Source organism: Micromonospora sp. U56, from assembly GCF_018070095.1.
GTDB lineage: Bacteria > Actinomycetota > Actinomycetes > Mycobacteriales > Micromonosporaceae > Micromonospora > Micromonospora purpureochromogenes.
This window is the reverse complement of record NZ_JAGPYL010000090.1, coordinates 1-26,979: the sequence shown is the minus strand read 5'-3', so window position 1 is coordinate 26,979 and position 26,979 is coordinate 1. Positions and strand designations below refer to the sequence as shown.

Below are 26,979 nucleotides of genomic sequence, written 5' to 3'. Positions count from 1 at the left end.
GGTCCCGGCGCTGGTCCCGCTGCTGGACGCCGGCCACGTGCACCTGTCCGGCGGCGACCGGGACGGCGCGGACGCGGTGGTCGGCGCGCTGCTGCTGCGCGGCGTCGGTCGGGCCGACCCGGGCGCGGTGCGGCTGTACGGCTACGACCCGGAGCACCTGGGCGGCGGGCTGGCCGGCTTCGCCCCGCTGGGCACCGCCGGGCTGCTCACCTTCCTCGGTCCGGGCGGGCTCGGCCGACTGCTCGACGACCTGGTGGAGCAGATCCGCCGGATCAACGAGACGGTGCTGGCCGGCGAGTACGCCTCGCTGCGCGAGCTGGCCGCGGCGACCGGCCGCCGGCCGGAGCCGTGGCGGGTGGCGGTGCTGCTCGGCGGGGACGAGCCGTCCCGGCACGAACGCGGCCAGCTGGACCGGGTGGTCCGCACCGGGGCGGCCTGCGGGGTGCACCTGGTGGTCCGGGGCATCCCGCTGCCGGAGGACCCGACGGTCACCCGGGTCGTCGCCGAGCCGGGCGACGCCCGCGTCGGCGCCCCGCCCGGCCTGCCGGTACGCCTCGACCCGCCGCCGCCCGCCACGCTGGTCACCGAGACCTGCCGGGAGATCGCCTCCCGGGTCAACGCCGGCCCGCCCCCGACGCCCTTCACCGACCTGCTGCCCCCGCCGGAGCAGATGTGGAAGGAGGACTCGGCGCACGGGCTGACCGCGCCGATCGGCGAGGGCCCGCACGGGCGGCCGGTGCTGCTGGCCCTGGGCGACTACCCGCCGCACGCGCTGATCGGCGGCCCCTCCGGCACCGGCAAGACCAACCTGATCTTCGCCTGGATCGGCGCGCTCGCCGCCCGCTACTCCCCCGCCGAGCTGGAGTTCTATCTGCTCGACTTCAAGGAGGGGGTGTCCTTCGCCCGGTTCGCCCAGGGCCGGCGCGACCCGAGCTGGTTGCCGCACATGCGGCTGGTCGGGATCAACGTCAACACCGACCGGGAGTTCGGCCTGGCCCTGCTGCGGTTCCTCGCCGAGGAGCTGCGCCGGCGGGCCGACGCCGCCAAGAAGCACGAGGTCACCAAGCTGGCCGAGCTGCGGGCGGTGGACCCGACCGGGCACTGGCCGCGGATCGTGGCGGTGGTCGACGAGTTCCAGGCGCTGCTGGCCGGCCGGGACGTGGTGGCCCGGGAGGCCGCCGACCTGCTGGAGGACCTGGCCCGGCGGGGCCGTTCGCAGGGCATCCACCTGGTACTCGCCTCGCAGGACGTGCGGGGCATCGAGGCGCTGTGGGGGCGGCCCGCGCTGGTCGCGCAGTTCACCCTGCGGATCGCGCTGCCCAAGGCGCTGCGCATCCTGGCCGAACGCAACGACGCGGCGCAGGCGCTGCCCCGGCACCACGCGGTGGTCAACGCCGAGTCCGGCATGACCGAGGGCAACCAGGTGGCCCGGATCCCGTCGGCCAGCGACTGGGAGACCTGGAGCGAACTGCAGCACCGGCTGTGGCGGATGCGGCCGCAGGACGCCGCACCGGCGCGGCTCTTCGACGGCGACGCCGTCCCCCGGCTGGTCGACGCGCCCGACTACCGCGCGCTGGCCCCACAGGGCGACACCCCGCCGCCCCGGGGGCCGGTCGCCCTGCTCGGCGAGATCATCGACGTGCAGGCCCGCTCGGCGGCGCTGCGGCTGCCCCGCGCCCCCGGACGCAACCTGGCGGTGCTGGGCACCCGGGTGGACGAGGCGTGCGCGGTGCTCGACGCCGCCGCCCGGTCGCTGGCCCGCCAGCACCGCCCGGGTACCGCCCGGTTCTCCATCGCCTGCCTCGACCCCGACGCCGACCCGGCCGCCCGCGCCCTCTACGAGGACCTGGCCGACGACGCGGCCTGGTACGACGAGGAGACGGTGCCGGAGCTGATGGCCGAGACGGCCGAGGCGCTGGGCCGGCCGGGCACCCCGAGCACCCCGCACTACCTGCTGCTGTTCGCCGTGGACGCGGCGGCCGGCCGGCTGGCCGCGCCGGCCGGCGGGCGCAGCGGGCTGGAGCAGCTGCGCCGGATCCTGCACGACGGGCCGGAACGGCGTACCCACGTGCTGGCCTGGTGGCGCGGGATCGCCCGGATGCGGGTGGACCTCGGCGGGCCGGCCGCCCGCACCGACCAGATCGGCGCCTGGGTCGCCCTCGACGTGCAGGGCGCGGAGCTGGGGTCCTCGCTCTACCCGGGCACCGGCGGCCCGGACTGGTACCCCCGTCCGTGGCGCGGGCTCTTCTTCGACCGGGCGGTGCACCGCACCGGACAGGTGATCATCCCTTATGGTCCCTCCCGATGAACGAACCGGTCGCCAGTGACACGTACGCCGCCCACGTCCGCCGACTGGCCGAGCTGACCGGCCGGGTCCGGGCCCAGCGGGCCGAGGCGCAGGCCTGGCACGACCAGCAGTGCGCCGCCGCCGAACGGGCGGTGGCCGAGGCGACCGCGCAACTCCGCCGGGCCGAGGCGGAGGTGGTTGAGGCCCGGTCCATGGTGGAGCGGGTCGACGCCGAGGTCGGGCACCTCTGGGCCGAGCTGCGGGGCGGGCTGGGACTGGGCGGGCGGCGGCTCGGCCCGGCGCCGGGGCCGGCCCGGGACGCGGCCGGTGACCCGGTGTCGTCGCTGCGCGGAGTGCGGGAGCTGCTGGACCGGGCCGGGCAGCCGGGTGAGCTGCCCGCGTCGGTGAACCCGCTGCTGGCGCTCTGCGGGGTGGCGGGAGCGCTGGTGGCGTACGGCCTCGGGGCGGGCGCCCGCGCGCTCGGCCACCGCTACGGCGGTGACCTGGCGGTGGGGATGCCGGTGCTGGCCCTGGTGGTGACGCTGCTCGGACCGCTGGCCGGCCTGGCGCCGGCGAAGCGGCTGGCCGACCGGCGGCACGCCCTGCTGGGGCCGCGGCCGATGGCGATCGTCCTGGTCGCCGGGGTGGCGACCACCGTCGCCCTGCTGGTGTCGACCCGCTGAAACCGGCGGTCCGGCCGGGGTTCGGCGGGTCCGGATGGCGGTCCGGCCGGCCGGCTCGTGGACCGGCCGCGGCGCAGAGGCTGTCGGGAAGCCTCGCGCCGGCCGCCGGAGCTTCCCGACAGCCTCTCAGGCGGGGACCGCGACGGCCTCGCGCAGCAGCCGGCGGGCCAGCACCAGCCGGTCGGCGTCGTCGTCCAGGCCGGGCAGGTCGCCCACCCGGGTAACCGTGCCGGTGAGCAGGGTGCGCACCGCCGGCTCGCAGGTGCCGGGCAGGGTGATGGTCCGGTCGGGCAGGCGCAGCGCCACCCGGTGGTCGTCGGTGGCGGTGAGCTGCCAGCGCAACCCGGCCCGCGGGGCGATCCGGCTGTCGGCGGCGAGCGCGGCGAGCGCGGCGGCCTGGGCGAGGGGCCGGATCGGGGCCGGCCGGGCGGCGGGCCAGGCGCGCTGCCGCAGCCGGGCGGCGACCGCCGCCGGGTCGACGCGCAGCAGCCACTCCCGCAGCGCCTCGACGGTCTCGGTCAGCTCGGGCTCGACGGCGTCGGGGTCGGCGACGTCGGTGCCGAAGGGCAGCCCGGCACGCAGCCGGGGGTCCTCGGCGGCCAGGGTGAGCAGTTCCTCCACCATGGCGTACCGGGTCAGCGCACGGATGCCGACGGTCAGGTGCAGCGAGCTGGACTCCTGCGCCTGCGCGCTGTGCAGCCAGCCACGCGGCAGGTAGAGCGCGTCGCCGGGGGCGAGCACCACGTCCAGCGCGGCGGGCCCGTCGGCGGTGGCGGCGACCTCGTCGGCCCGCCCGCCCCAGGGCTGCTGCTCCAGCGGGTCGGGGAGCACCGGCGGGTGGATGCGCCAGTGCTTGCGGCCGTCGACCTGGAGCACGAAGACGTCGTGGGTGTCGTAGTGGGTGGCGAAGCCCTGGCTGCCGGCCGGGGTCAGGTAGGCGTTGACCTGCAAGGGCTGGGACAGCGCGGCGCCGAGGTCGCGGGCGAAGTCGACCAGGGCGGGCCAGGTGCGGTGCAGTCCCTGGAGCACCAGCGTGGCGCCGGAGGCGTACAGCTCCAGCACCTTCTCGTCGAGGACCTGGTCGGTGATCTCGGCGCCGGCGCCGCCGCCGCCGGTGTAGCGCGCCGCCGGCACGAGCTGGCCGTCCCTGGCCACCCGCAGGAACGGGGTACGCAGACCCCGGCGGCTGAGCAGCTCGTCGGCGTCGGCGGGGCTGAGCAGGTCGGTGAAGCCGTCGGGGTTGGGTAGCTCGTCGGCGCGGGAGAGCAGCGGGGCCCGTCCCCAGTGGGCGGCGGCGAACTTCGCCGGCTCCACGCTGACGCAGCGCGCCAGTGCCTCGGCGGCGGACGGAACCGCCGGGCGGCCGTGACCGCCCGGCGGGTCGATGTTCGTCATGACGTGGTCAGCGCGCGCCGCCGTCGGCGCCGCCGTCCTGCTGGCCCGGGGTCGCGCCGCCGTCGGCCGGACCCTCGGCACCACCGTCGGCGCCACCGTCCTGCTGGCCGGGGGTGGCGCCACCGTCGGCCGGACCCTCGGCACCCCGGTCGGCGCCCTGGTCGGCGCCGCGCTCCGCACCACGGTCCGCGCCGCCGTCGGCGCCGCCGTCCTGGTGACCGGGAGTCGCGCCACCGTCGGCCGGGCCCTCGAGGCCGCCGCCGCCGGTGGTCTGCATGTCGTCGTCGTTGAGTGCCATGGGTGCTCCCTCGGGTGTGCCGCCCCGCCACCGGCGGGGTCCGTCGTGCAGCGGGTGGTACCCCACGCGCGATCTTCTCTAACCACACCGTAGACGGCGGGACCCGGCGAGCGGGACAGTTCGCCCGGCCCCGCCGGGGCTCACGGCGCGCCGCGAACCGGGCGCGGGGGCGACGGCGGTGCCAGGATGGGGGGACGGCCCGTCCGGCAGGGGAGGTCACCATGGGGCAGCCGCAGCCCGCACTCCTGACGCCGCTGGCCGAGGACTGGCAGCGCGCCCTGGCCGTGGTGGCCCACCCCGACGACCTGGAGTTCGGCGCGGCCGCCGCCGTCGCCCGGTGGACCGGGCAGGGCAAGGAGGTCGGCTACTGCCTGGTCACCAGCGGCGAGGCCGGCATCGACGGGACAACGCCGGAGCGGGCCCGGGTGGTCCGCGAGGAGGAACAGCGCGCCTCGGCCGCCGTGGTCGGGGTGACCATGGTGGAGTTCCTCGGCCAGCCGGACGGGCTGCTGGAGTACGGCGTGCCGCTGCGCCGGGCGATCGCCGAGGTGATCCGGCGGCACCGCCCCGACGTGGTGATCACCAACAACTTCCGCGACACCTGGGACGGGGCGTACGCGCTCAACCAGGCCGACCACATCGCGACCGGGCGGGCCGTGCTCGACGCGGCCCGCGACGCCGGCAACCGGTGGATCTTCCCGGAGCAGCTGACCGGCGGCGTGGCGCCGTGGAACCGGGTCCGGGAGGTGTGGGCCGCCGCCTCGCCGCTGTCCCGGCACGGGGTGGACGTCACCGCCACCTTCGACGCCGGGCTGGCCTCGCTGCGCGCGCACGACGCCTACCTGCGGGGCCTCGGCGACGGCGGGTTCGACCCGGCGGAGTTCCTGGAGAGCATCAGCCGCCCGGTCGGCACCCGGCTCGGGGTCCGCTACGGTGCCGCGTTCGAGGTCTTCCCGCTGGGCCTGCACTAGGCGGAAGCGATGATCCTGGTCGGCACCTCGGGCTGGCAGTACCGCGACTGGCGGGAGCGGTTCTACCCGCCGAAGCTGCCCCAGCGGCTCTGGCTGGAGCACTTCACCACCCGGTTCGCCACCGTCGAGGTGAACAACGCCTTCTACCGGCTGCCCGAGCGGGAGACCTTCGCCGCCTGCTACCGGCTGCCCGAGCGGGAGACCTTCGCCGCCTGGCGGGCGCGTACCCCGGAGGACTTCTGCGTGGCGGTGAAGATGAGCCGCGTACCTGCGGCTGCACGAGGGCCGCGCCCAGCCGTGGCCGCGCTACGGCCGGGCCGCACTCGCCTCCTGGGTACGCCGCCTCGCCGAGGTCTTCGACGACGCCGAGCCGGCGTACGTCTACTTCAACAACGACCCCGGCGGCGCGGCTGCGGTCGACGCCGTGGCCTTCGCCGGGCTGGCCCGCCGGGCGGGGCGGGCGGTCAGCCGTACGGCGTGAGGCGGCCCGCCCCACCGCACTGGCGGGACGGGCCGCGGGTCATCCGGTCACGGCATCATCCGTTGCATGTCGCGCGGCATGTTGTCCTTCACGTCATCCCACTGGCCGTGGGTCACGTGCCGGCTCAGGGCGTCCAGCACCACCTGCACCACGCGCTCCGTGCCGCCCTCGACGTCGTACGGAAAGTGCCGCCGGACCTCGAAAAGGAAGTCCTCCCGATTCAGCTTGACCGGCACGTCCATCGGCTTCCAGCCATCGAAGTAGATCCCGCGCACCAGCACCGGCAACTGCGCGGAAAACTCCACGCTCTCCTGCACCGGCATCCGGTCGCGCAGCAGGTGCAGCACCGTGCGCAGCGCGCAGTAGGACTGGTTGCGTTGCGACTTCGGCCAACCGTACGCCTGTTCGATGTCCTTGAGGATGATGTTCGTCTTCTCCAAAGAGGACTCGAACGCCGCTTGCAGCTGCTCAGCCATCTGTCCACCCCCGTGCGTCGCTTTCCCACCGTCGGTCGTCGTCGCGTCGCGGCGGGCCGCTCGGCCCCCGCCACAGCCGGGTCGGTCTGATCCGACCGGGCCGCTCGCCGCGCCGGGTGGTGCCGTCGGTCGTCCCGACCACGTGCAGCACACCGCCGCGTCGCCTGTCCGTCACGACCCGAACCGCCATGGGCCACCTCCGTCGCTGTCGCCCTCGCGGTCCCCTCGGTCGACGGACCGCAGACACCATCCATGCTGCGCGGCGATCAGGTGAGCCGGCGTCACCCCGACCGGGTGAACTCCGGCGACCGGCTCAGCGGCCGGCGTCGAGCAGGCCGGCCAGGGTGGCGGCGTTGGTCTGGGCAAAATCGCGGTAACAATTGTTCATCAGTACGTGGGTCTGCCCGGCCGAGTCGGCCAGCTCGCGCAGCTTCGGCGCCCAGTCCCGCAACTCCCGGTCGGAGTAGTGGTAGCCGAACTTCTCGTGGATGTCCTTGCTGGTCCACTTGTCGCTGTGCCCGTGGAACCGCACCACCGCGAGGTCCGCGGTGGCGGCCAGCACCGGCGGCACCGAGGAGCGGTGGCCCTGCGGCATGTCCACGCAGACGTACGGCAGCCGGTGCTTGCGCAGGAAGGCCACGGTCTCGTCGGCGTTGGCGCCGTCGAACCAGGAGGCGTGCCGGAACTCGAAGACCGGCCGCAGTGGGCGGCAGCGCCGCTCCACCTCCAGCAGGTACTCCTTGTTCTCCCGCTTGATGGTGAACCAGGGCGGGAACTGGAACAGCACCGCGCCGAGCTTGCCGGCCGCCACCAGCGGGTCCAGCGCGGAGAGGAACCGGGTCCACACCTCCTCGTACGCCTGCGCGGGCAGGTCGTCCGGGTAGAGGTTCTTCTTCTCCGTCTCCGGGCGCAGGTCCTTGTAGAGCGCGGACACCTTCGTCGGGTGCCCGGTCAGCAGGCTGAACGCCTTGACGTTGAAGGTGAACGCCGCCGGGGTGCGCTCGGCCCACAACCGGGCGGTCCGTTCGGCCGGCGGCGAGTAGTAGGTGGCGTCCACCTCGACCAGCGGAAAGCGCCGGGCGTAGTACGCCAGGCGCTTCTCCGGGGAGTCCGCGGTCTGCGGATACCACCCCGACTCCAGCAGGGTCCGGTCGGTCCAGGACGCGGTGCCCACCTTGATGTCACCCATGGAAGGAGTCCACCGCGCCCGGACCTGACCGGCAACCGCGACGCCCGCCGCTCAGGCGGCCCGCCGCTCCCGCGTCTGCTTGCAGGCCACACAGGAGGTGGCCGACGGGAAGATCTCCAGGCGCTCGACCGGGATCGGCGCCGAGCAGCCCTCGCAGAAGCCGTAGGTGCCCTCTTCCAGTCGGGTCAGCGCGTGCTCGAACTGGGCGCGACGATCGAGGATCGTGCGCAGCAACGACTGCGCGGTGTCCCGTTCGGCGGTCTTGGTGCCGCTGTCGGCCTGGTCGTCGCCGGCGGTGTCGCCGACCTCCACCAGCCGCAGCACCTGGCTCTGCGTGACGGCCTGCTCGTACTCCGCGGACAGCTCGTCGTAGCGGGCCTGCAGGGAGAGTCGGATCTGGTCGATCTCCGCCTGGGATCGGCCCGTACCGACGGTGTCGTGGACGAGCATCGCTGCCTGCCTTTCGTGGGGCTCCGGCCCGGCCGGGCCGGTCGCCCGGATGCGGTCCGCACGGGCGAAATCACCCGTGCTCTGTGAGCCGGGCGAATACCCACCTCCGCAGTGGATCAAACCAACGAGTTTTTCTGGCCTCAGTCGACCGGTTCGTCCGGCTCGACGAGGGCCGGGTGCCGCGGGTCGTCGGCCCGGACCACCACGTCGGCGAAGGAGGCCGGGTCGACCTCGTCGGCGTACCGGGCGAAGGCGGGCAGGGTCCAGCGCAGCTCCGGGTCGGTGCGCCGGGCCAGGGCGGCCGGCGAGAGCGCCAGGTGCACCGCGACGTCGAAGGGCAGCCCGCCGCCGAGCAGCAGCGCCCCGCTGACCAGCAGCACCCCGCCGGGCGGCAGCGGGACGTACCCGGCCCGGCTGGCCCGGTCGGTCGCCGGGTCCCAGAGGGAGGGCAGCACCCGCCCGGAGCCGCCCGGGCCGGCGGGGTCGAGCACCTCGCGGCGCAGCCCGGCCTCGTCGGTCCAGCTCTCGTAGTACGCGTCCGGGTTGGTCCGGCCCTGCTCGAAGCGGATCGAGGCGGGCCGCAGGAAGTCCTCGGCGCGCACGTGCAGCACCGGGCGGCCGAGCGCGCGCAGCGGGTCGACCAGCGCCTCGGCGAGGCGCTGCGGCGCGGCGGCCGGCGGGCCGTCGACGGCGACCCGCAGTCGGCCGGGCCGGTCGGCCGGAGCGTCGGGACCCGCACCGGTCACGGCCGGGAGGCCCGGCTCGGTGGCGGCGGCGAGGAGCCGCTCGGTCAGCTCGGCGACGAGCCGCTCGGGCGAGATGGGTCGGACGCGCATCCGACCATGGTGCCCCGGCCGGTCGGCCGGCGCGGTCGATGGTCACCCGCCGGGTCGGCCGGCGCGGCCGATGGTCACCCCCCCGGGTCGGTCGACGGCGCCCGGTCGGTCAGCCGGTGCGGTCGATGGTGACCCGGGCGTCGTCGGCCAGCCGGTAGCCGACCCCGTAGACGGTGGTCACCAGGGGGACGTCCACGCCGACCTTGCCGCGCAGCCGGCGCACGTGCACGTCGACGGTGCGGACCCCGGCGTGCTCGTAGCCCCAGACCGCGTTGAGCAGCTGCAATCGGGTGAAGACCCGGCGCGGGTGGGCCACCAGGTGCAGCAGCAGGTCGAACTCCAGCCGGGTCAGCGGCAGTGGCTCGCCGTCGCGCAGCACGGACCGGGAGGAGGCCAGGATGTGCAGCGCCGGGATGGTCGGCGCGAGCGACCGGGCCGGGGACCGGCCGCCGGGCAGCGGCTCGGGCCGCCGCTCGGCGGGGACGCCGTTGGTGATGATGGTGCCCTCGCCGCGTTCCAACATCTCGCGGGCGGCCTCCAGCAGCCGGCGGGCCGGCGGGGTCAACGACTCCTCACACGCCAACGGGATGGACAGGGTCACGGTGAGCACGGGTGCGGCCGTGTTCGCCGGGCGGCGCTGGCCGCCGGGGGGACGACCGGGAACCGCAGGTTGGGACGTATGCCATCCGGCGCGCGACGAGGCGGGGCTGACCGACATGGTCCTCCTTGGCTGGTCCGGGTAAACCCACGGCCCGGGACGCCGCTTCATCGATGCTTCCCGGCCCCTGAGCGAGGGTCAAGGGGCGGCCGCGTTGCATGAATGTGACAATTGGCGAACACATCGCAGCCGAACCCTCGCTCTGCGTACGAGCGAGATGATTACAGCAGAGTCGCCGGGGCGGTCGGATACGGGGGGTACCCGCTCCGCTTCACATTGGCCGGTCCGGCCCGACGCACCAGGGCGGACGGTTCCCCCGGGCGCGCCGCGCCGGCGATCGGTCAGCGGAAAGGGTCAATCCGGACCCGGGCCTCGTCGGCCAGCCGGTAGCCGACGCCGTACACGGTGGTCACCAGCGGGGTGTCCGCGCCGAGCTTGGCGCGCAGCCGGCGCACGTGCACGTCCACGGTCCGGGCCACGGCGTGCTCGTAGCCCCAGACGCTGCCCAGCAACTGGAGCCGGGTGGAGACCCGGTGCGGGTGCTCGGCGAGGAAGAGCAGCAGGTCGAACTCGATCCGGGTGAGCGGGATCTCCCGGTCGCCCTGCCGGACCACCCGGGAGCCGGCCAGGATCCGCAGCGTGTCGGGATGCTCGTCGGCGGGGGCCGGCGCGGGCACGGCCGTGACCGCCCGCACCGGCACCGGTTCGGCCAGCCGGACCACGCCCTCCCCCGCCTCGGCCAGCTCGCCGAGCAGGTCGACCAGGCGGGCCAGCCGGGGCGTCAGCGGCGCGGCGGCCAGCCAACCGGCGTTGGTGGCACCGTCCACACCCGCGTTGCCGACGTACACGTCGTCCATGACCCTCCCCGTCGTGGGCTGGCAAGCTACCAGTCCGCCGAACGCGGCGGCCGACTAGCCTGGACGGGTGACCGACGACCTCGACGCCGAGACGCTGGCCTTCGCCCATCGGATGTTCGACCTGGCCCGCGCCGGTGAGACCGAGGAGCTCAGCGGCCACGTCGACGCCGGCCTGCCGGTGAACATGACCAACGACAAGGGCGACACCCCGCTCAACTCCCGCTGAGGCGACACCATGGACGATCCCGTACCGGAGCGGATGCGCACGGCGGCCGGCGCGCTGCTGGCCACGCTCGACGAGCCGGCCCGCGCCGCCGCCGGGCACGCCTTCGACGACGAGGGCCGGCGGTGGCTGGAGTACCGGCCCCGGCCCCGGCCCGGGGTGTGCCTGGCCGACCTGGACTGCGCCGGGCGCAAGGCGGCGCACCGGCTGCTGGCCACCGCGCTGAGCCCACCGGCGTACGCCCAGGCGATGACCGTGGTGGCGCTGGAGGAGGTGCTGGACCGGGCCGAGGAGTGGCGACGCGGCCGGCACAGCGGCGACTACTGGGTGGCGCTCTACGGCGACCCGACCCGCGACGACCGCTGGGCGTGGCGGTTCGAGGGGCACCACCTGTCGGTGAGCATGACGGTGGTCGACGACGAGGTCTCCCCCGCCCCGCTCTTCCTCGGCGCCAACCCGGCCACCGTCCGGCACGCCGGGCGGCCCGTCTCCCGCCCGCTCGGCATCGAGGAGGACCTCGGCCGGGAGCTGCTGGAGGCGGTCGGGCCGGCCGGGCGGTCTGCCGCGATCATCGCCGACGAGGCCCCGGCGGACATCGTGAGCGCCACCCGACCATCGGTCGACGGGCCGCTCACCCCGCTGGGCGTGCCCGGCGACCGGCTCGGCGTCACCGGCCGCGCCCTGCTCGACCAGCTGGTGGCGCTCTACCTGGACCGGCTCCCCGCCGAGCTGGCGGTCCGCGAGGCGGACCGGCTCGCCGGCGGCGAGCTGCACTTCGCCTGGGCCGGGTCGACCCGGCCGGGTGGGCGGCACTACTACCGGGTGCAGGGCGACGACCTGTTGATCGAGTACGACAACACCACCGAGGACGGCAACCACGCGCACACCGTGCTGCGCCGCCCGGCCGGCGACTTCGGCGCCGACGTGCTCGCCGCCCACCACGCCCGCGCCCACTGACGCCGCTCAGGCCGGCCGGACCGCCTCGATCAGGAACCGGCGGGCGTGGGCGACGAAGGCCCCCTCCGCGCGGATCCGCCGGTCCAGCGCGGCGAGCTGCGGCCGGTGCCGGTCCACGTCGAAGCCCGGTGCCGTCCAGACGACCTTGCGCAGGAACCAGACCACCGCGCCAACGTCGTGGAAGACCGCCCGCAGGGTGGCCTGTTCGAGGCGGACCACGGACAGGCCCGCGGCCCGGGCGGCGGCGACGGCCGGCTGCCGGCTGGTCGGGGGCGGCAGCGGGCCGAGGATCGCCTCGCTCAGCTCCCGCATCGTGCCCGGGCCGATCTGCTGGGACAGGTACGCCCCGCCGGGGCGCAGCACCCGGGCGATCTCGGTCCATTCGGTGGCGACCGGGTGCCGGCTGGTGACCAGATCGAAGGAGGCGTCCCGGAACGGCAGCGCGGACGCGGGGCCGATCTGGACGACGGTGGCGCCGACCCGGCGCAGCGTACGCCGGGCGACCGCGACGTTGGGCGGCCAGGCCTCGGTGGCGACCAGCAGCGGCGGCGGGGCCGGCGCCTCGGCCAGCACCTCTCCCCCGCCGGTGTCGATGTCCAGGGCGGCGGAGACCGCCGCCAGCCGGGCCGCCACCAGCCGGGCGTAGCCCCACGGCGGGCGTTCCTCGGTGGCCCGGCCGTCGAGCCAGGAGAAGTCCCAGCCGTGCACGGGCGCGGCCGCCGCCTCGGCGACCAGTTCGGCGACCGCGCGCTCGCCCCTCCGGCCCCCCGGCCGGGCCCGGCGGCCGGCCGACCCCCGAAGTCCCCCGGCCGCGTCGAGCCCGGGTCGCGCAGAAGGCGGCCCGGGGGACACCGCCACGTCGCCGACGGGGGCCGGCGGGCGGTCCGACGCGAGCGGCGGGGTCAGGCGCGCGGGCGGATGATCTCCACGGTGGCGCCGGCGGCCGGCACGCCCTCCAGGGCCTCGAAGCCGCTCGGCTCCCGGCGGCCGGCGTCGAACTGGCGCATCAGGCGGGCGCCCAGCCGGACCCCGACCGCGCCCACGGCCAGGGCGACCAGCTCGGTGATCACCAGGACCGCGGTGGCGCCACGCTGCGGCGCGTCGGCCCGGATCAGGCAGGCCAGCAGGAACAGCGCGGCCATGCCGGCGTTGACCAGGTTGAAGGTGACCATGGTGCGGCGGGTCCGGCCGGCCCGGACGTCCCACAGGTCCACCATGCCGGCCACCCCGGCGAGCGCGGCGGCGACCAGGGCGGCTACCGCCGTCCAGTAGCCGACCTCGCCGAGGAAGGCCGGCCCGCCGGCCACGTCGGCGAGGTCGAAGAGGACCGCGCTGACGAAGAGCCCGAACGGGAACGTCACCAGCATCGGTTGGATCGGATGCCCCTGCACCCGCAGCCGGCTCTCCATCGGTTCCTCCCCTGTTTCGTGTCAGCTCACGAAACCAGGGTGCTACCCGGGCACCAGTCCGGCGAAACGACGCGCTCAACCCTCCCGGGGACGCGACACCGTGGCGACCAGCCGCTCGGCCACCTCGCGCAGCGGGATGTCCAGCGACGACGCGGCGTTGCGCAGCACGTCGAGGGCCTCCGGCGCGGGGCACCCGCGCTGGGTCATGATCACCCCGACCGCCTGACCGACGACGCCCTCCTCCAGCAGCGATTCGTCCAGCTCCCCGGCGCGCTCGGCCTGCTTGACCCGGTCCCGCACCGCCGCCAGCAGCAGGCCGGCGTGCTCGGCGAGCAGCATCGCGGTGAGCTGGTGCCGGGTGGTGAAGGTACCGGCGGAGTCGGTGTAGAGGTTGATCACCCCGATCGCCTGCTCGTCGACGTCGACCGGCGCGGAGATCACCCCGCGTACCCCGAGGCCCCGCGCCCGGACCGTCCAGCCCGGCCAGCGCTCCTCGACGGCGAGGTCCTGGGCGACGGTCATCTCCCGGCGCCCGATGGCGCTCATCGCCGGCGACTCCGGGCCGTGCCGCAGGTCGTCCAGCTCCGCCAGGCCGGGGTCGGAGGCGGCCACCCCGGCGGGCTCCCCGGCGCGCAGCGCGGTGAAGCCGCACCAGGTCACGTCCGGTACGGCGTCCCGGGCGATCCGCACCAGCCGGGCCAGCGCCTCGTCGAAGTCGTCGGCCGCGATCAGGCCGGCGGTCAGCTCGCGCAGCAGGCCGGCGGTCTCCAGCACGCCGAGGGTGTCGATCGTCGGCTCCCGCATGTCCAGGTTCACCGGCGCACGACCCCCGCGCGCCGACCGATCCCGTCGACCGGCCCCATTGCCTGTCCCATCGTGTGATCTCCCCTGACTCATGAACCCCGGGCTTCTACCCTCGCAAACCAGGATCGAAACCGCGTAAAGGGGTCCCTTCCGGCGTGGACCCGCGCCGGAAGGGACCCCGGTGACCGCTCAGCGCGCGGCGGAGAGCCGCCGGCCGACCGAGGCGATCAGCCGGTCCAGCTCGGAGCCGAACGGGTTGTCGTGGACCAGGTACGTCCAGGTGGCGGTCGGCCGCACCAGCTTGGCGGCGTCCGGCTCCCAGTCGGCGTCGAACTCGGTCTCGGTGAAGGTGGCGATGGTGCGGGTCTCGATCTCGGGGACGAGGTCGTTGAACGCCGGGACCGCCGCCCGGTGGAACTCGTCCAGCGGGTCGAGGCGGCCCAGCGCCCGCAGGTGCACGCCCTCGCGAACCTCGGAGAGCTCGGCCAGGTGCTCGGCCCAGAGCCGGTCGAGGTGGTAGAGGGCGATCGACCGGGCCACCCGGGCGAGCAGGTCCTCGTCCATCTCGCCGGCCTTGTCCGGCACCCGGTCGAGCAGCATCAGCGCGGCCACGTCGCTGGTGAGCAGCCGCTCGCGGCGCTCCGCGAGCGCCTTGCGCTGCTGCTCGATCACCACGCTGTACCGCCAGGTGTTGCGGTGGATCTCGTGGTTGACGCCCTCGGCCACCCGCTGGGCGTGCTCCACGGCGTAGTCCACCTGCTCGTCGGTGACCAGGCCGTCGGCGTTCATCCGCGGCGAGGCCGGCACGATGTCGCCGGCGTGCCGGGCCACCAGGTCGTCCTCGAGGCTGACGAAGAAGACCGAGCCACCCGGGTCGCCCTGCCGGCCGGCCCGGCCGCGCAGCTGGTCGTCGACCCGACGGCTGTCGTGCCGGCCGCTGCCGATCACGTACAGGCCGCCCAGCTCGGCCACCCGGTCCCGGTCGCTCTGGTCGCTGCCGCCGAGCCGGATGTCCACGCCCCGGCCGGCCATCTGGGTGGAGACGGTGACCGCGCCGTACGCGCCCGCCTCGGCGATGATCGCCGCCTCCTCGTCGTCGTTCTTCGCGTTCAGCACGACGCAGGGCACCCCGGCGGCGTGCAGGCCGGCCGCCAGCCCCTCGGACTCCTTGACGTCCAGGGTGCCGACCAGCACCGGCCGACCGGCCTGGTGGCAGCGCGTGATCTCGTCGATCAGCGCCTCCTCCTTCTCCGCCCGGGTGGCGTAGATCCGGTCCGGCTCGTCCTCCCGGACGCAGGGGGTGTTCGGCGGGATCACCGCCACCTCGAGGCCGAAGAACTCGCGCAGCTGGTCGCCGACGAGCACGGCGGTGGCGGTCATCCCGCAGACCGTCGGGTAGAGCGCGATGTACGCCTGCACGGCGACGGTGCCCAGCACCTCGCCCTCGGCCGTGGCGTCCAGGCCCTCCTTGGCCTCGACCGCCGCCTGCAGGCCGTCCGGCCAGCGGCGGCGCTGGGCCACCCGGCCGCGCATCTCGTCGATCAGCTCGACCGAGCCGTCCCGGACGATGTAGTCGACGTCCCGGTGCAGCAGGGCGTACGCGTGCAGCGCCACGTTGACCGCCGAGAGCTGCCCCACGTGCTCGGTGTCGTACAGGTCGATGCCGCCGAGCTTCGCCTCGACGGTGGCCAGGCCGACAGCGGTGAACGCCACGCTGCGGCCGTCCTCGGCGACGGTGTAGTGCTTGCCCTTGCGCAGGCCACGCACCAGCGCCGCGGCGGCGTGCGCCGGGTCCTGCTCGCCGGCGACCGCGCCGGCGAGCACCATCGGCACCCGGGCCTCGTCGATCAGGATCGAGTCGGCCTCGTCCACGATCGCGGTCTTCAGCGGCGGCTGGACCCGGTCGGCGAGGTCGGTGACGAGCTGGTCGCGGAGGAAGTCGAAGCCGGCCTCGCTGACCGCGACGTAGGTCACGTCGCAGGCGTACGCGGCGCGCCGCTCCTCGGGGGTGGAGGCCTCGTTGACCCAGCCCACGGTCAGCCCGAGCAGCCGGTAGACCGGCGCCATCCACTCGGCGTCGCGGCGGGCCAGGTAGTCGTTGACGGTGAGCACGTGCACCGGCCCGTTGCCCAGCCGGACGTGCCCGTACGCGGCGATGGTGGCGGTGAGCGTCTTGCCCTCACCGGTGGCCATCTCGGCGACCTTGCCCGACAGCAGCGCCATCGCCCCGAGCAGCTGCACGTCGTACGGCCGCTGGTCCAGCCCGCGGCGGGCGGCCTCCCGGCCGATCGCGCAGATCTCCGCGTACTCCGTGGCGACGCTGGCGGCCTCGGTCAGCTCGGCGTCGTCGAGGGCGGACAGCTCGTCCTCGCGCGCGGCGATCTGCGGCAGCAACTTCTCCAGCGGGGCCAGGTCGACCGTCGTCCCCGGGCGCTGGAGGAACCGCCGGAACCTGCTCTTCAACCGTTGCGACACACCCATGAGCGGCAACGGTACGCGAACCGGCCGGGCTGTCGCTGCCCGGCTCGTCCGGGGCGTCCCGGTTGTCCCCGTCCCGGCACGTCCGCGCAGGTCAGGGGCGGCGGGTGGGGTCAGCTCACCAGCAGCTGGTGAGCGGCCAGCTCCCGGTAGAGCGGACTGGTGACGGTCAATTCGTCGTGGGTGCCGACCGCGACCACCCGGCCGCCGTCGAGCACCACGATCTGGTCGGCGTCGACGACGGTGGCGAGCCGGTGCGCGACGATCAGCAGGGTGCGCCGCACGGCCACCGCGTCGATGGCCCGGCGCAGCGCCGCCTCGTTGCGCGCGTCGAGATTGCTGGTCGGCTCGTCCAGCAGCAGCACCGGCGGGCCGGCGAGCAGCGCCCGGGCGATCGCCAGGCGCTGCCGCTCGCCGCCGGAGAGCAGCACCCCGCCCTCCCCCACCTGCACGTCCAACCCGGCGTCGGTGCGCTCGGCGAGGTGGCCGAGGTTGACCTCGTCGAGGACGGCCAGCAGCGCGGCGTCGGTCGCGTCCGGGGCGCCGATCAGCAGGTTCTGCCGCAGCGTGCCGGCCAGCACCGGCGCCTCCTGCTCGACGTAGCCGAGCCGGGCCCGCAGGGCGTCGCGGGGCAGCCGGCGCACGTCGACGCCGTCGAGCCGCAGCGACCCGGAGTCGACCTCGTAGAAGCGCTCCACGAGCGCGAGCAGGGTCGACTTGCCGGCCCCGGAGGGGCCGACCAGGGCGGTCCGGCTGCCGGCCGGCACGGTGAAGCTCACCTCGTGCAGCACCGGGGCACCGTCCGGGTAGCCGAACCCCACCCGGTCGAACTCGATCGCCGCCGGGCGGCCGGCGGGCGGGGCCGCCGCCAGGTCCGCGCCGTCCCCGGCGTCCTCCGCGGGTACGGCCAGCACCTCCTCGATCCGCTGCAACGCGCCCAGCCCGGTCTGCAACTGGGTGTACGCGTGCACCGCCTGGCCCAGCGGCAGCACCAGGAAGAACAGGAACATCACGAAGGCCACCAGGTCGCCCACCGTGATCGCCCCGGCCGCCACCCGGGCCCCGCCCACGCCGAGGACCAGCAGGAACGCGCCCTGGATGGTGACCGTGCTGACCGGGCCGACCACCGCCTGCACCCGGGCCACCCGCAGCCCCGCCGCGTACGCCTGGGCGGCACTCTCGCCGACGGCCTCGGTCTCGCGGTGCTCGGCCCGGGCGGCGCGGATGGTGCGGGCGGCGGAGATGGCCCGCTCGACGGCGGAGGTCATCTCCCCGACCCGCTCCTGGGCGGCGCGGGACAGCCCGCGCACCCGGCGGGCCACGGTGAGCGCGAAACCGACGCCGGCGGCCACCCCGAACAGGGTCACCCCGAACAGCACCGGATCGAGCAGGGCCATCGCGCCGGCCGCGCCGAGGACCATCACCGCGCCGGTGACCGTCTCGAACAGCCCGGAGGTGACCACGGCCCGCAGCAGGGTGGTGTCCGAGCCCACCCGGGAGAGCAGGTCGCCGGTGCGGCGCCGGTCGTACTCGACGATGGGGAGCCGCAGCAGGTGCCCGGCGAGCCGGCGCCGGGTGCCCAGCACGACGCCCTCGGCGGTGCGTTGCAGCAGGAAGTCGCGCAGGCCACCGAGGGCGGCGCCGGCCACCACCAGGGCCACCAGCGCCGCGACGAGGCCGGTGACCGGCCGGGCCGCCGCCATCTGGTCGAGCACCTGGCGGGTGAGCAGCGGCTGCGCCAGCGCGGCGACCGCCCCGGCCAACGACAACGCGCCCACCACGGCGAGGGTGCCGCGGTGGGCGCGCAGGTACGGCAGCAGGGCGGCCAGGCCGGCAGGCCGGCGGGCGGCGGCGGTGGTCATGCGCCGACCGTAGCCGCCCGCGCCCAGCCGGGTGCCGGGTGCTGGCTGCCCGGGTCAGCCGGTCAGCACCACCTGGAGTTCCTGCCGGCGACGCTCGGCCAGGTCGGTCAGCAGGGCGGGCGCCTCCTCCATCGGCACCACCGCCGAGACGAGGTGCTTGCGGATCACGTCGCCGTACTGCCGCAGCAGCTCGATGGTCTCGGCGGAGAGCCGTTCCCGGTCCCAGGTCGGCGTCAGGCCGCGCGGCACCCGTCCGATCTGGGCGCAGCGCAGCGAAAGCCCGTTGTGGTGGAACTCCTCGCCGAGCCGGACGGCGTCCGCGCCGTCCTGGTAGAAGGCCAGATCGATCACGGTGCCCTGCGGGCGCAGCAGGCGCAGCGCCAGGTGCAGTGCCCAGGCCTGGCCGCGGCACTGGAACACCACGTCGGCGCCCCGGTCCCCGGCGGCGTGGTTCCACCGGGTCTTGAGCACCACGGCCGGGTCGTCGGCCCCCGGGTCGAGCGTCTCCAGGCCGAGCGCCTCGGCCACCTGGCGGCGCTGCGGCGTCGGGTCCAGCACCACCACGGAGGCGGCGCCGTGGCGTTTGGCGAACAGGGCGGTGAGCAGGGCGACGACGCCGCTGCCGACCACCGCGACCCGCCGGCCGCGCACCCCGTCGCCGAGCGAGCGCACGTCGGTGCCGCACAGGTCGGCCGCGGCGTGCAGCAGGCCGTTGGCGCAGATCGGGCCCATGTGCGCGACGTAGATGCCGAGCAGCGGATCGAGGTCGTCGGGGAGCGGGACGAACCGCTCGGCGACCGGGTCGGCCACGTACCCGGTGCGGTGGCCGTAGGTCATGGCGCCCACCGTGCCGACGGCGACGGCCGGGGTGCGGCTCTCCACCACCCGGCCGACCTGCATGTAGCCGAGCCGGGTGACCGGGTACGGGGTGCTCGCCGCACCGGGCTGGAACAGGCCGAGGTCCGGGTTCCAGGTGACATTGAGGTACGGGTTGGTGCCCTTGACGAAGCTCAGTTCGGTGCCGGCGGAGACGCCGCTGTAGAGGGTCTGGACCCGGAAGGTGCCCTCGCGCAGCTCGGCGGCGTCCTGTTCGGCCAGTTCGACGGCGCCGGGGCCGCTGACCACCACGACCTTGTCACGCATCGACGCTCACCCCCGCGGTGGCCAGCGGCACGGACGCCGGGCCGGTGGGCAGGGTCACGGCCCGCCCGGTACGGGCCGACTCGGCGACCGCGAGGGCCAGCCGCTGGGTCCGCATCGCCTCGACGTACGGCACCCGGACGTCGTCGCCGACGCCGGTCACCGCGTCGATGAAGGCCCGGTCGATGGCGACCCGGGCACCGTCCGGATCGGATTCGATCCGGCGCTCCCCGTCGGCGTCGCAGATCACCAGGCCGTCCTCGGCCAGCGACAGCGCCAGGCCGTCGGCGAGGATCTCCAGCCCCGCCCGGTGCTTCCAGCCCAGCACGCAGGCCGCGGCGAGGGTGCCCACCGCCCCGTTGGCGAAGCGCAGCGTGGCCGCGGTCACCGAGTCGATGTCGGCGCCCTCGACCGGCGGCGGGTTCCCGTCGCCGTACGCGGTCACCTCGACCGCCTCGCCGACCAGCGCCCGCACCAGGTCCAGCACGTGCGCGGCCTGCTCGACGACCGGGCCGCCGGAGCGGTCCCGCACCGCCCACCAGGCCACCGGGGGGACCTTGTCCAGCCAGGAACCGTTGACCATCCGCACCGGCCGGTCGGCCAGCAGCTCGCGGGCCCGCTCCACCACGTGCAGGTAGCGCCAGTGGTGGCCGACGGCGGTGAGCAGCCGCTTCTCCTGCACCAGCGCAGCGATGCGTTCGGCGGTCTCCAGGTCGACCGCGACGGGCTTCTCCACGAACATCGGGACACCGGCGGCGATGACCGCCTCCTCCACCGGCCCGTGCGCGAACGGCGGCACGCAGACGTACACCGCGTCCGGTCCGGCGGCGAGCAGTTCGGCCACGTCGACGAAGCTCCGGCCGCCGTACGCGCCGGCCAGCTCCGCCGCCGCGTCCCGGGACACGTCGTGCACCCCGACCAGCTCCACGTCCTCGAAACCGCTCAACACGCGGGCGTGGCGTTGTGCCACCCCACCGGCCCCTACCAGTCCCACCCGGCACGTGCGCATTCCACCGACCCTCTCGACGCTGTTCTCCGACTCGCGGGAACAGCACTCCCCCCACCGCCCGAACACGAAACCCCGTGGCGTTCGGCAACGAACCGTTCATCTGCCCGGAACCGGCTGGTGCACGGCCCGTGATCAAGCTGTTAGGCATGATCCGGTTAGCGCGCGGGCGGAGATGGGAAAACCAACTCCGCGTTTTCCGCCACGATCTGGGGGTGTGCCAGTGCGGGATACAGATTCGATCGTCTCACCAGTGGTGGAGGCATGGGCGACTTACCGGACGACTTCGGCCAACGACTGGCCGACGCGGCGGCTGATGCGGGCCAAGGGTGACACCCGGGTCAGTGTGGTGCTTCCGGCCCGCAACGAGGAGGTCACCGTCGGCGCGATCGTGTCGACGATCCGCGAACACCTGATGGACCGGGTCGCCCTGGTCGACGAGCTGATCGTGGTGGACTCCCGGTCCACCGACCGGACCGCCCAGGTGGCCCGGGCCGCCGGCGCGGAGGTGGTCAGCCAGGACGCGATGACCCGGGGGCTGCCCCGACTGACCGGCAAGGGCGACGCGCTCTGGGCCGGCCTGGCCGCCGCCGAGGGCGACGTGGTCGCCTTCATCGACGCCGACCTGCGCGAGTTCCGTCCGCACTTCGTGACCGGCCTGATCGGACCGCTGCTGACCGATCCGTCGGTGGACTTCGTGAAGGGCTTCTACCACCGGCCGCTGGTCGGCGCGAGCAGCGTGGAGGCCGACGGTGGCGGGCGGGTGACGGAGCTGATGGCCCGCCCCCTGCTCAACCTCTTCTGGCCGGAGCTGGCCGGTTTCGTGCAGCCCCTCGCCGGCGAGTACGCCGGACGCCGGGAGGTGCTGGAGCAGGTCCCGTTCGTCTCCGGCTACGGGGTCGAGACGGCGATGCTGATCGACCTGCTGGAGCTGGTCGGCCTCGACGCCCTCGCCCAGGTCGACCTCGGCGAGCGCAAGCACCGGCACCAGGACACCGCGGCCCTGGGCCGGATGTCCGCGCAGATCATGCACACCGCCTGGTCGCGATTGCAGCGCCGCGGCTGGGCCAGCCCCGGCACCATGCCGGCCACCATGCTCACCCAGTTCCGCCGGGGCGGCTCGGACGCGCTGCCCAACCTGGACCGGGAGATCGTGGTCAGCGACGTCTCCGTGGACGAGCGCCCGCCGCTGGCCCAGCTGCGGCACCGGGTGCCGCGCCGGCGGGTGGCGGCGTGAGCGGCGGGTCGCCGCGACGGGTACCCGACGGCCGGCACGAGCCGGCCGGGGGCGGAGAGCGGACGGCCGACCGGGTCGCCGCCGAGGGAAGGACAACAGCGCGATGAGCCTCACCGTCCTGATGAACGCCGGCCCCTGGTTGTCGGTGCCGCCCCCCGGCTACGGGGGGATCGAGAACGTCATCGCCACCCTGGTGCCGGAGCTGCGGCGCCTGGGCGTACGGGTGGTGCTGGCCTCGGTGGAGAGCAGCACCCTGCCGGTCGACGAGAAATTCTCGGTCTTTCCCGACGGGCAGTTCCACGCCCTTCAGCGCCCCTACAACCAGGTGTGCGGCGTCTCCCAGGCCCACCTCGACGGGGTGATCCGGCAGCTGCACCACCGCGACGACATCGACCTGGTGCACGACCACGTGGAGGCGGTCGGGCTGGCCACCCTGGCCGCGATGGGGCCGGACGGCCCGCCCGTGCTGCACACCCTGCACTGGGACCTGGCCAAGCACCCCGAGCTCTACGGCAACCTGGACGCCGGTGACCGGGTCCGGGTCAACGGCGTCTCCGCCTCCCAACTGGCCCGCGCTCCCCGGGCGCTGCGGGAGCACTCGGTGGGGCACGTGCACCTGTCCACCCCGCTGGCCGTCGACGCGGACCGCGCGCCGCGCCCGGAGAAGGGCGACTACGCGATCATCCTGGGGCGGATCAACCCGGGCAAGGGGCAGGACGTGGGCGCCCGGCTGGCCCAGCGGGTCGGAGTGCCGCTGGTGCTCGCCGGCCCGGTCGGGCCGTACCACCGGCCGGAGGACCTGGCCGCCGCCGGCGACGAGGCCCGGCAGAACCCCGACGTGCGCTTCTTCTACGACGAGGTGGCCCCGCACGTCGACGGCGAGCTGGTCCGCTGGGTCGGCACGGTGGCCGGTCAGGAACGCGACGACCTGCTGGCCGGAGCGAAGGCCTCGCTGTTCCCGCTGCGCTGGGAGGAACCGGGCGGCACCGCGGTGGTGGAGTCCCTCGCGCTCGGCACCCCGGTCGTGGCGACCGCCCGCGGCTGCCTGCCCGAGCTGATCGAGCACGGACGCACCGGCCTGCTCACCACCGACGAGGACGAGCTCGGCGACCTGCTGCTGGCGGCCAGTCTGCTCGACGCGGACGAGTGCCGGCGGGAGGCCGCGGCCCGGTTCACCCCGACGGTGATGGCACAGCGCTACGTCGAGCTGTACGAGCGCGTCCGGCACGGCGCCCCGGCCCGGCAGTTGCAGGTCGCCTGAGGCGTACCCCTGCTCTCACGGGCCCGGACCGGTCTGGTCCGGGCCCGTTTGTCGGGCCGGCAGGCGGGAACGCCGCGACGCGACGGAGGGAGCGCGCGATGGCCGGTCCGATGGCCCACTCCCGGGCCCGGCGCAACCCGGCGGACGGCCGCGCGCCGGTACGCCGGGCCGCCGCCACGGTCGGGACGGTGTTCCTCCTGATCGGGGCCCTGGGGTTCGTGCCCGGAATCACCAGCGACTACGCCGACCTGCGGCTGGCCGGGCACCAGTCCGGCGCCCAGCTGTTCGGGTTGTTCCAGGTGTCGGTGCTGCACAACCTGCTGCACCTGGCCTCCGGCGTGGCCGGGCTGGCGCTGTCGCGCACCGTCGGGCTGGCGCGCGCCTACCTGGTCGGCGGCGGGGCGGTCTACCTGGTGCTGTGGCTCTACGGGCTGGCCGTCGACCATCGCAGCGCGGCGAACGTCATCCCGGTCAACCCCGCCGCCGACGTCCTGCACCTCGCGCTCGGCGCCGGAATGCTCGCGCTCGGCGTGCTCACCCGACGTGACAGGGATCGCCACTGACCCGGCCACCGTATCCGGTCGGTCCGGTTTCACCCGGAGAAGCCTCGGGTACCTGGCTGGATCTGGGCATGCGAGCGGAATCGAGGGGCCGATGGCGAGCCGGATCACCTGCGAGGTGCGCGACGAGTCACCCGTGACCGTCGTCCACCTGCACGGCGCGCTCGACCTCGGCACGATGCGGTCGGTGCACACCGTGCTGGACCGCTGCCTCTCCGCCCAACCCGACGCGCTGGTGGTCGACCTGGAGGACGTCACCGTCGCCGACCGGCTCGCGCTGTCCGTCTTCGCCGCCACGGCCCGCCAGGCCGCCGGGTGGCCCGCCGTGCCGGTGCTGCTCTGCGCTCCCCCGTCGGACGCGGCCGCCTGGCTCGCCGAGTCCACCACCTGCCGGGTGGTGCCGGTGCACCGGGACTGCGCCGAGGCGACCCGGCTGGCCGGCGAGGTCGCCGCACCCCGGCTGCGGGCCCGGCTGGAGCCGGTGGCGACCGCCTGCCGGCGCGCCCGGGAGCTGGTCGGCGAGGCCTGCGGCCGGTGGAACGCGCCGGAGCTGGTCGGCCCGGCCTCGCTGGTGCTCAGCGAGCTGGTCGGCAACGTGGTGCGGCACGCGCACACGCCGATGCAGGTGACGCTGACGCTGCGCCGGCCGTACCTGCACGTGGCGGTGACCGACGGCAACCGTAGCGCGGCGCGGCCGACCAGCCCGGGGCTGCGTGCCGAGGGTGGGCGCGGGCTGATGCTGGTCCGGGAGATGGCGCAGCGGTGGGGCAGTTCGCCGCTGGTCGACGGCAAGGTGGTCTGGGCACTCGTCCGGGCGAATTGACCGAAATTACCGCTCTCGCCTGGTTACATGGCGGGGGGACGGGTAGTCGCGCTCGTCCTTTCTGTCGTCACGACGGGGTGAGAAGCCATGCCCAGACGGGTAACCACGGAGCCCGCACGAGACCGGGGGCCGGCGATCCTGGCGCCGGCCCGGTTCGGCGGCTTCCCCGGCCCGGTCCGCACGGCGCTGCCGGGCAATCACCTGATCAAGCTGCTCGGGACCACCGACCACAAGCAGATCGGCCTGCTGTACCTGGTCACCGCCTTCTCGTTCTTCGTGGTCGCCGGGATCGAGGCGATGCTGATCCGGGCCGAACTGGCCCGGCCGGGGCTGCAGCTCCTCTCGGCCGAGCAGTACAACCAGCTCTTCACCACTCACGGGCTGGCGATGCTGCTGCTCTTCGCCACGCCCGCGGCGCTGGGGATGGCCAACTACATCGTCCCGATCCAGATCGGCGCCCCGGACGTCGCGTTTCCCCGGCTGAACGCGTTCGGCTACTGGCTGTTCCTGTTCGGCGGCCTGATGCTGTACGGCAGCTTCCTCACGCCGAGCGGGTCCGCGGACTTCGGGTGGACCGCCTACCCGCCGTTGAGCACGCTGGAGCACTCCCCCGGCGTCGGGGCCAACATGGTGGTGGTCGGGCTGGTCATCGGCGGTCTGGGCACCATCCTCACCGCCGTCAACCTGGTCACCACCATCCTCACCCTGCGCGCGCCCGGGATGACCATGTTCCGGATGCCGATCTTCACCTGGAACATTCTGCTCACCAGCGTCCTGGTGCTGCTGGTCTTCCCGCTGCTGGCGGCCGCGCTGCTCGCGCTGGTCTCTGACCGGATCCTGAACTCGCACGTCTTCGACTCGACCACCGGCGGGCCGATGCTCTGGCAGCATCTGTTCTGGTTCTTCGGCCATCCCGAGGTCTACATCATCGCGATCCCCTTCTTCGGGATCATCTCAGAGATCATTCCGGTCTTCTCCCGCAAGCCGATCTTCGGCTACACCGGTCTGGTGCTCGCCACCATCGCCATCACCGTGCTGTCGATGACCGTCTGGGCGCACCACTTGTTCGGTACCGGTCAGGTGCTGCTGCCGTTCTTCAGCGTGCTGAGCTTCCTCATCGCGGTGCCGACCGGGGTGAAGTTCTTCAACTGGATCGGCACCATGTGGAAGGGGCAGATCACCTTCGAGACGCCAATGCTCTTCGCCGTCGGCTTCCTGGTCACCTTCCTGTTCGGCGGCCTCACCGGCGTGCAGCTGGCCAGCCCACCGCTGGACTTCCACACCACCGACACGTACTTCGTGGTGGCGCACTTCCACTACGTCCTCTTCGGCACGGTGGTCTTCGCGTTCTTCGGCGGGATCTACTTCTGGTTCCCGAAGATGACCGGCCGGCTGCTCGACGATCGGCTCGGCAAGGCCCACTTCTGGACCATGTTCCTGGGCTTCCACCTGACATTCCTGGTCCAGCACTGGCTGGGCAACGAGGGCATGCCCCGCCGGTACGCCGACTACCTGGCGCAGGACGGCTTCACCACGCTGAACACGACTTCCAGCATCGGCTCGTTCATACTCGGCGCGTCCACGTTGTTCTTCATCTACAACATCTGGAAGTCCTGGCGGTACGGGGCGATGGTGAACGTGGACGACCCATGGGGCTTCGGCAACTCCCTGGAGTGGGCGACGACCTGCCCGCCCCCGCTGCGCAACTTCGACCGGATGCCCCGGATCCGCTCCGAGCGCCCGGCGTTCGACGCCAAGTACGGCCCGCACGTCGCCGACCTGGGCCGGGACCTGCCGCAGCGCACCACCCGCCCGCCCCAGGAGTTCCGCGAGGAACTGCGACACGAGCGGCACGTCCCGGAGTCGCCGGCGGCCGAGGGCGCGCACGGTGCTCGGGAGGCGGTGGAGTACCAGCCCGCCCCTCAGTCCGGAGCCCGGCCGGTCGAGGTACCGGAGCCGGAGGTGGTGCGCCGGCCCAGCTTCGAGCAGACCAATGAGCCGGAGGGCAACCCGCTCGGCGCCCAGGAACGCCCGGAGGCGGACGAGCGCTGGCGGCATCCGCACACCAAGGGCGACCCCGAGGAGCACTGACCGGCCGCTCGCCGCGCCGACGGGCACGTGGCCGCCACCACCGCGACTCGGTGGTGGCGGCCGCACCGTGTCGCCTCCCGTCGCTCCCTCCCGCCGCGGCGGGCGACAACGGCGGATCTTGGACAGTTGCCGTTCGCTGCTGACGGCAACTGTCCAAGACCTACGGATGGGTGGGGTGCGCGCCCACCCGCCGTCGGCGGTAGGCGGCTCAGCGACGGGGCCGAAAGGCCGCCGGTCAGGGGTGCGCGCCCGCCTGCCGTCGGGCGGCGGGCGACGCGGCCGAGTGGCCAGCGGCCAGGTGGTCCGCGCGCCGAGCTTCCGTCCGCGGCGGGCGGCTCAGCGACGCGGCCGAGTGGCCAGGGGGTCCGCCCGCCGACCTGCCGTCCGCGCCCGTGCGGCCCAGCGACGCGGCCGAGTGGCCGCTGGCCGTCGTCACCGAGCCGGGGCGCGAGGCCGGCGAGCACTGGTCGCGGGAAGCGGAAAGCCGGCAGCCGCCCCGCCCCCGGCCCGGGCGGGCCGGTGGGGGCCACCGGGCTGATCCTCGGCG

The 26,979-nt window shown here is 74.6% G+C and carries 26 protein-coding genes and 1 pseudogene; 12 read left to right on the top strand and 15 right to left on the bottom strand.

All coding sequences use genetic code 11. From position 1 onward, the window contains the following. On the top strand, positions 1-2,308 hold a 2,308-nt coding region (locus KBX37_RS25005), incomplete at its 5' end, for an FtsK/SpoIIIE domain-containing protein (protein ID WP_247658834.1). Further along, on the top strand, positions 2,305-2,970 hold the full coding sequence (locus KBX37_RS25000; protein WP_210778343.1) for a hypothetical protein: 666 nt from the start codon (positions 2,305-2,307) through the stop codon (positions 2,968-2,970). The genes KBX37_RS25005 and KBX37_RS25000, both read left to right, overlap by 4 nt. Positions 2,971-3,096: 126 nt before the next feature. Here KBX37_RS25000 and KBX37_RS24995 read toward each other — a convergent pair whose 3' ends face one another. Both KBX37_RS24995 and KBX37_RS24990 read right to left on the bottom strand, forming a co-directional pair. Then, on the bottom strand, positions 3,097-4,365 hold the full coding sequence (locus KBX37_RS24995; protein WP_210778342.1) for a cupin domain-containing protein: 1,269 nt from the start codon (positions 4,363-4,365) through the stop codon (positions 3,097-3,099). Between the two features lie 7 nt (positions 4,366-4,372). Next, positions 4,373-4,663, bottom strand: a complete 291-nt coding sequence (locus KBX37_RS24990) for a hypothetical protein (protein ID WP_210778341.1) — start codon at positions 4,661-4,663, stop codon at positions 4,373-4,375. Positions 4,664-4,884: 221 nt separating this feature from the next. On the opposite strand from KBX37_RS24990, the gene KBX37_RS24985 reads away from it, so the two are divergent. From KBX37_RS24985 to KBX37_RS34800, 3 genes and pseudogenes are all read left to right on the top strand, one after another. Then, a complete protein-coding gene (locus tag KBX37_RS24985) occupies positions 4,885-5,634 on the top strand; it encodes a PIG-L deacetylase family protein (protein ID WP_210778340.1) in 750 nt (249 codons plus the stop codon). A 9-nt stretch (positions 5,635-5,643) separates the two neighbouring features. Continuing rightward, positions 5,644-5,850, top strand: a pseudogene (locus tag KBX37_RS34805) (DUF72 domain-containing protein); the annotation flags it as partial. Positions 5,851-5,902: 52 nt separating this feature from the next. Beyond that, positions 5,903-6,115: a DUF72 domain-containing protein gene (locus KBX37_RS34800; protein ID WP_307849189.1), complete on the top strand. Its 213-nt coding sequence runs from the start codon at positions 5,903-5,905 to the stop codon at positions 6,113-6,115. 47 nt (positions 6,116-6,162) lie between these two features. Here the strand turns inward: KBX37_RS34800 and KBX37_RS24975 are convergent, their stop codons facing one another. From KBX37_RS24975 to KBX37_RS24950, 6 genes are all read right to left on the bottom strand, one after another. After that, positions 6,163-6,591: a DUF2267 domain-containing protein gene (locus tag KBX37_RS24975; RefSeq protein WP_210778339.1), complete on the bottom strand. Its 429-nt coding sequence runs from the start codon at positions 6,589-6,591 to the stop codon at positions 6,163-6,165. 313 nt (positions 6,592-6,904) lie between these two features. Further along, a complete protein-coding gene (locus tag KBX37_RS24970; protein WP_210778338.1) occupies positions 6,905-7,780 on the bottom strand; it encodes a DUF72 domain-containing protein in 876 nt (291 codons plus the stop codon). A gap of 51 nt (positions 7,781-7,831) precedes the next feature. Continuing rightward, entirely contained in the window at positions 7,832-8,230 is a 399-nt protein-coding gene (locus KBX37_RS24965) for a TraR/DksA C4-type zinc finger protein (protein WP_210778337.1), read from the bottom strand. Positions 8,231-8,370: 140 nt separating this feature from the next. Next, complete coding sequence (locus KBX37_RS24960) at positions 8,371-9,066, bottom strand: uridine kinase (protein ID WP_210778336.1); 696 nt, start codon at positions 9,064-9,066, stop codon at positions 8,371-8,373. 109 nt (positions 9,067-9,175) lie between these two features. Continuing rightward, positions 9,176-9,784, bottom strand: a complete 609-nt coding sequence (locus tag KBX37_RS24955; protein ID WP_210778335.1) for a winged helix-turn-helix domain-containing protein — start codon at positions 9,782-9,784, stop codon at positions 9,176-9,178. A gap of 281 nt (positions 9,785-10,065) precedes the next feature. Continuing rightward, entirely contained in the window at positions 10,066-10,581 is a 516-nt protein-coding gene (locus KBX37_RS24950) for a winged helix-turn-helix domain-containing protein (protein WP_210778334.1), read from the bottom strand. Between the two features lie 67 nt (positions 10,582-10,648). Here KBX37_RS24950 and KBX37_RS24945 point away from each other — a divergent pair, with 67 nt between their 5' ends. Both KBX37_RS24945 and KBX37_RS24940 read left to right on the top strand, forming a co-directional pair. Then, positions 10,649-10,807: a hypothetical protein gene (locus KBX37_RS24945; RefSeq protein ID WP_247658833.1), complete on the top strand. Its 159-nt coding sequence runs from the start codon at positions 10,649-10,651 to the stop codon at positions 10,805-10,807. 9 nt (positions 10,808-10,816) lie between these two features. Beyond that, on the top strand, positions 10,817-11,761 hold the full coding sequence (locus tag KBX37_RS24940; RefSeq protein ID WP_210778333.1) for a DUF3500 domain-containing protein: 945 nt from the start codon (positions 10,817-10,819) through the stop codon (positions 11,759-11,761). Positions 11,762-11,767: 6 nt separating this feature from the next. On the opposite strand, the gene KBX37_RS24935 is transcribed toward KBX37_RS24940, so the two are convergent. The 7 genes from KBX37_RS24935 to KBX37_RS24905 form a co-directional block, all read right to left on the bottom strand. Then, entirely contained in the window at positions 11,768-12,496 is a 729-nt protein-coding gene (locus KBX37_RS24935) for a class I SAM-dependent methyltransferase (RefSeq protein WP_247658836.1), read from the bottom strand. A gap of 167 nt (positions 12,497-12,663) precedes the next feature. Further along, entirely contained in the window at positions 12,664-13,170 is a 507-nt protein-coding gene (locus KBX37_RS24930; RefSeq protein WP_210778332.1) for a DUF2231 domain-containing protein, read from the bottom strand. A 75-nt stretch (positions 13,171-13,245) separates the two neighbouring features. Continuing rightward, positions 13,246-13,986, bottom strand: coding sequence for a GAF and ANTAR domain-containing protein (locus KBX37_RS24925; protein WP_210778331.1), 741 nt, complete (start codon positions 13,984-13,986; stop codon positions 13,246-13,248). A gap of 177 nt (positions 13,987-14,163) precedes the next feature. Continuing rightward, positions 14,164-16,455: an accessory Sec system translocase SecA2 gene (secA2, locus tag KBX37_RS24920; protein WP_210778330.1), complete on the bottom strand. Its 2,292-nt coding sequence runs from the start codon at positions 16,453-16,455 to the stop codon at positions 14,164-14,166. Between the two features lie 110 nt (positions 16,456-16,565). Continuing rightward, positions 16,566-18,314, bottom strand: coding sequence for an ABC transporter ATP-binding protein (locus KBX37_RS24915; RefSeq protein ID WP_210778329.1), 1,749 nt, complete (start codon positions 18,312-18,314; stop codon positions 16,566-16,568). A 54-nt stretch (positions 18,315-18,368) separates the two neighbouring features. Continuing rightward, the gene (locus tag KBX37_RS24910; RefSeq protein ID WP_210778328.1) at positions 18,369-19,457 is read right to left on the bottom strand and encodes a zinc-binding dehydrogenase; all 1,089 of its coding nucleotides are present in this window, start codon (positions 19,455-19,457) and stop codon (positions 18,369-18,371) included. Further along, positions 19,450-20,463 carry a Gfo/Idh/MocA family protein gene (locus tag KBX37_RS24905; protein ID WP_210778327.1) on the bottom strand — a complete coding sequence of 338 codons (1,014 nt, stop codon included), beginning with the start codon at positions 20,461-20,463 and terminating at the stop codon, positions 19,450-19,452. Before KBX37_RS24905 ends, KBX37_RS24910 begins: the two co-directional genes overlap by 8 nt. A gap of 220 nt (positions 20,464-20,683) precedes the next feature. Between KBX37_RS24905 and KBX37_RS24900 the strand changes: the two genes are divergently transcribed. The 5 genes from KBX37_RS24900 (at position 20,684) to ctaD (ending at position 26,432) form a co-directional block, all read left to right on the top strand. Then, on the top strand, positions 20,684-21,697 hold the full coding sequence (locus tag KBX37_RS24900; protein ID WP_210778326.1) for a glucosyl-3-phosphoglycerate synthase: 1,014 nt from the start codon (positions 20,684-20,686) through the stop codon (positions 21,695-21,697). A gap of 103 nt (positions 21,698-21,800) precedes the next feature. Next, complete coding sequence (locus KBX37_RS24895) at positions 21,801-22,958, top strand: glycosyltransferase (RefSeq protein WP_210778325.1); 1,158 nt, start codon at positions 21,801-21,803, stop codon at positions 22,956-22,958. 98 nt (positions 22,959-23,056) lie between these two features. Further along, positions 23,057-23,521, top strand: a complete 465-nt coding sequence (locus tag KBX37_RS24890) for a DUF4383 domain-containing protein (RefSeq protein ID WP_374103850.1) — start codon at positions 23,057-23,059, stop codon at positions 23,519-23,521. Positions 23,522-23,612: 91 nt separating this feature from the next. Further along, positions 23,613-24,341, top strand: coding sequence for an ATP-binding protein (locus KBX37_RS24885; RefSeq protein WP_210778324.1), 729 nt, complete (start codon positions 23,613-23,615; stop codon positions 24,339-24,341). Between the two features lie 87 nt (positions 24,342-24,428). Then, the gene (gene ctaD / locus KBX37_RS24880; RefSeq protein ID WP_210778323.1) at positions 24,429-26,432 is read left to right on the top strand and encodes a cytochrome c oxidase subunit I; all 2,004 of its coding nucleotides are present in this window, start codon (positions 24,429-24,431) and stop codon (positions 26,430-26,432) included. Positions 26,433-26,979: the final 547 nt, after the last annotated feature.